The organism is Pseudomonas sp., assembly GCF_050739995.1.
In the GTDB taxonomy this organism is placed as follows: domain Bacteria; phylum Pseudomonadota; class Gammaproteobacteria; order Pseudomonadales; family Pseudomonadaceae; genus Aquipseudomonas.
The window spans coordinates 1-2610 of the sequence record NZ_JBOICG010000036.1; the positions used below are offsets into that span (position 1 = coordinate 1).

The following is a 2610-nucleotide window of genomic DNA, read 5'->3' on the forward strand; positions in this document are numbered from 1 at the left end:
TCACCTCGACCAATGCAACGCCCCCCCTCTGAAGATTGCGCTCGCTTCCCGCGTCCTCAACGCATCCCGCCCGACGATAAAATCGAATCGCTCTTTCATTACCGGCCAGGACCCACAGTGTCAGGCACTGAAACCCCTGCTCCATCAAGTCCCGCAGCCCTGCCTCCCACAAGGCCAACCCAACCCCCGTCTGCCAGCACCTGGCTAAAACGTAGATGGCCATGACCTCGCCTACATTTTCCACTGCGACATCTTCGTCACGGCTGGCGCCGAGCGCTATCCAGCCAACGATCTGCTTGTCCAGCTCCGCAACCCACACACTCGACTCACCCGATTCAATCGAGCGAGCCCAAGATGCTTCACGCCGCGCCAGTGTGCTTTGCAACGAACTCAAGTAATCGGCAGGCATCAAGTCACGGTACGCCTCTTGCCAACTGCTGATATGCACTTGGGCAATGGCTTTTGCATCAGTGGGCAACGCCTTGCGAATCATTGAGGAACTCCTTGTTCGAGCACTGTTTGACAGAGCAACTTATCTCAATATGCCCGCCGATGAGGTAGGCATGATGACAGCAATGGGTGATGGCTTTAGGCTGTTTCACCTGTGCTATCGACCATCACGCGCGCGGAACCCACTTTATTCAGGGAAGATAAAAATTGCGGATCTACATCACAGGCGCATCCTGTGCGGGCGTGACAACGCTAGGCCATACCCTGGCCTCGTTGCTGAGCCTTCACCATCTCGATGTCGATGACTTCTACTGGATGCCCACCAACCCTCCTTTCACAACCAAGCGCCCGCCCGAGGAGCGCGTGGCTTTGATTCAGCAACATTTCGGTGACGACAACTGGGTACTCACCGGCTCTTGTATGAATTGGGGAGATGCGCTGATCAACAACGCCGACCTGATCGTGTTTGTTGCAACGCCAACTCCCGTTCGCCTTGAACGATTGGCCGCACGTGAAAAGCAGCGTTTCGGAGATCGCATCGTGCCGGGTGGCGACATGCATGAGATCCATGTGGCGTTCCGGGAATGGGCTTCACACTATGACGATCCAACCTTTTCCGGCCGCAATAGGGCGTGGCACGAAGAGTGGATGTCAAAACAGACCATCCCGATAATGCAGGTTGATGGGTTGAACAGCGCTGAAAAAATCGCAGCGGATGTCATTCATGCGTTGTCGCGAGTATTGCCATAGCGCGAAACGGGCAAAATAAAAGCCTGGTAAAAAGCAATTTATGCACGCGCAATGGCTCTTTCATACCATTGCACACCAACATCAATACACTGTCCCCTCTACCCCTTACGAATGGATTCGACATTGCGCCGGTTTGCCCTTCCCTTAGCCCTGCTGTTTTTCGGCCTGCTGGCCTACGCTTTAGTCACCTTCGCTATTTCATTGTGGCGTAGCCCCTACAGCGCCACGCTGATGATTGGCGCGTTCTACGACGAGGGGCTGATTGTCAGCAAGAATCCTGAAAAGGCCGCAGAGTGGTACTTGCGCGCGGCTGAAAAAGGCGAGCCTGTCGCACAGTTCAAAACGGGGATGTTCACCTATTACGGGCGCGGTGTAGCGATGGATCACCGCAAGGGGCTTGAGTGGATCACCAAAGCTGCCGAGAACGGCAACCGGGATGCCCAGTTCTATTTGGGGGATGCGAGTTTTGCAGGCCTGGAAAAGCCGAGCGATTTAGCACTAGCCGCAACGTGGTATCGCAAAGCCGCCATGCAAGGGCATGCCAAGGCCCAAGTGCGGCTCGCAAACGCCTATTACAGTGGGGACGGCGTTAAAAAAAGCGATCAAAAGGCATTGTTCTGGGCTAGTAAAGCCAGCGCATTGGGCGATGCCGAGGCTCAGACACTGCTGGCGACGCTCTACTTCTTTGGCTTAGGTACTTCGGCAAATCCACAACTCGCAGTGAAACTGCTGACCCAAGCAGCCAACTCAGGCAATAGCAAAGCCTACGAAATGCTCGGCTCAGCCAACTTGAACGGCATCGGTACACCTAAAGATGTCACTGCGGCAATACAATGGTATATCCGTGCCGCTGAGCAGGGCAGGACTAACGCACAGTATGTACTTGGCTATCTCTACAGCAGCAGCGGTCAAGTGCCTGTCGACTATCCGCTGGCGAACCGCTGGTTGCTGAAAGCCGCGGCCCACGGGAGCGCGGTTGCCTCTGCGACTCTCGCCGTCCATATCGACACCGGCAAGGGTTTCAAACGTGACAAGCTCAAGGCGTGTGGCATTTTGCGGGTTGCCCTGAAACAAAAATTACCGACGAATGAAGACGATATGCGCAGCCAGCTTGAGCACGAAGAAAAAGCCCTTTCGCCGCAGCAACTGGCAGAAGTCGCAGCGTTGGAAACCCTCTACTCTACCCCTGAGGGGCTTGAGCAACTGCTGGGCGACATTAATTAATCCTCGGGGCCGCGCAAGCAGGTGTCGACTTCGACTATGCCAGGCGAGTAGGTCTTGCCCTGACAAGCCCTCGCCTGAAAAATATTTCTGAGTATGATGTCGAAATTGCCCAAGCCTGATCGTCGCAGTTATAAGGGTAGAACTGAATCAGACTGCATATATGGTGGTAGCACGCCAGCACTGTAT

At 54.8% G+C, this 2610-nt stretch carries 3 protein-coding genes; 2 read left to right on the plus strand and 1 reads right to left on the minus strand.

Translation table 11 applies throughout. From position 1 onward, the window contains the following. Positions 1-493, minus strand: a 493-nt coding sequence (locus ACRESD_RS01135; protein WP_431749244.1) for an N-acetyltransferase family protein, incomplete at its 3' end; no start/stop codon positions are given. Positions 494-657: 164 nt separating this feature from the next. On the opposite strand from ACRESD_RS01135, the gene ACRESD_RS01140 reads away from it, so the two are divergent. Together ACRESD_RS01140 and ACRESD_RS01145 are read left to right on the plus strand one after the other, a co-directional pair. Continuing rightward, positions 658-1200, plus strand: a complete 543-nt coding sequence (locus ACRESD_RS01140) for an adenylate kinase (protein WP_431749245.1) — start codon at positions 658-660, stop codon at positions 1198-1200. Positions 1201-1323: 123 nt separating this feature from the next. Beyond that, the gene (locus tag ACRESD_RS01145; RefSeq protein WP_431749246.1) at positions 1324-2424 is read left to right on the plus strand and encodes a tetratricopeptide repeat protein; all 1101 of its coding nucleotides are present in this window, start codon (positions 1324-1326) and stop codon (positions 2422-2424) included. The last annotated feature ends 186 nt before the right edge of the window (positions 2425-2610 follow it).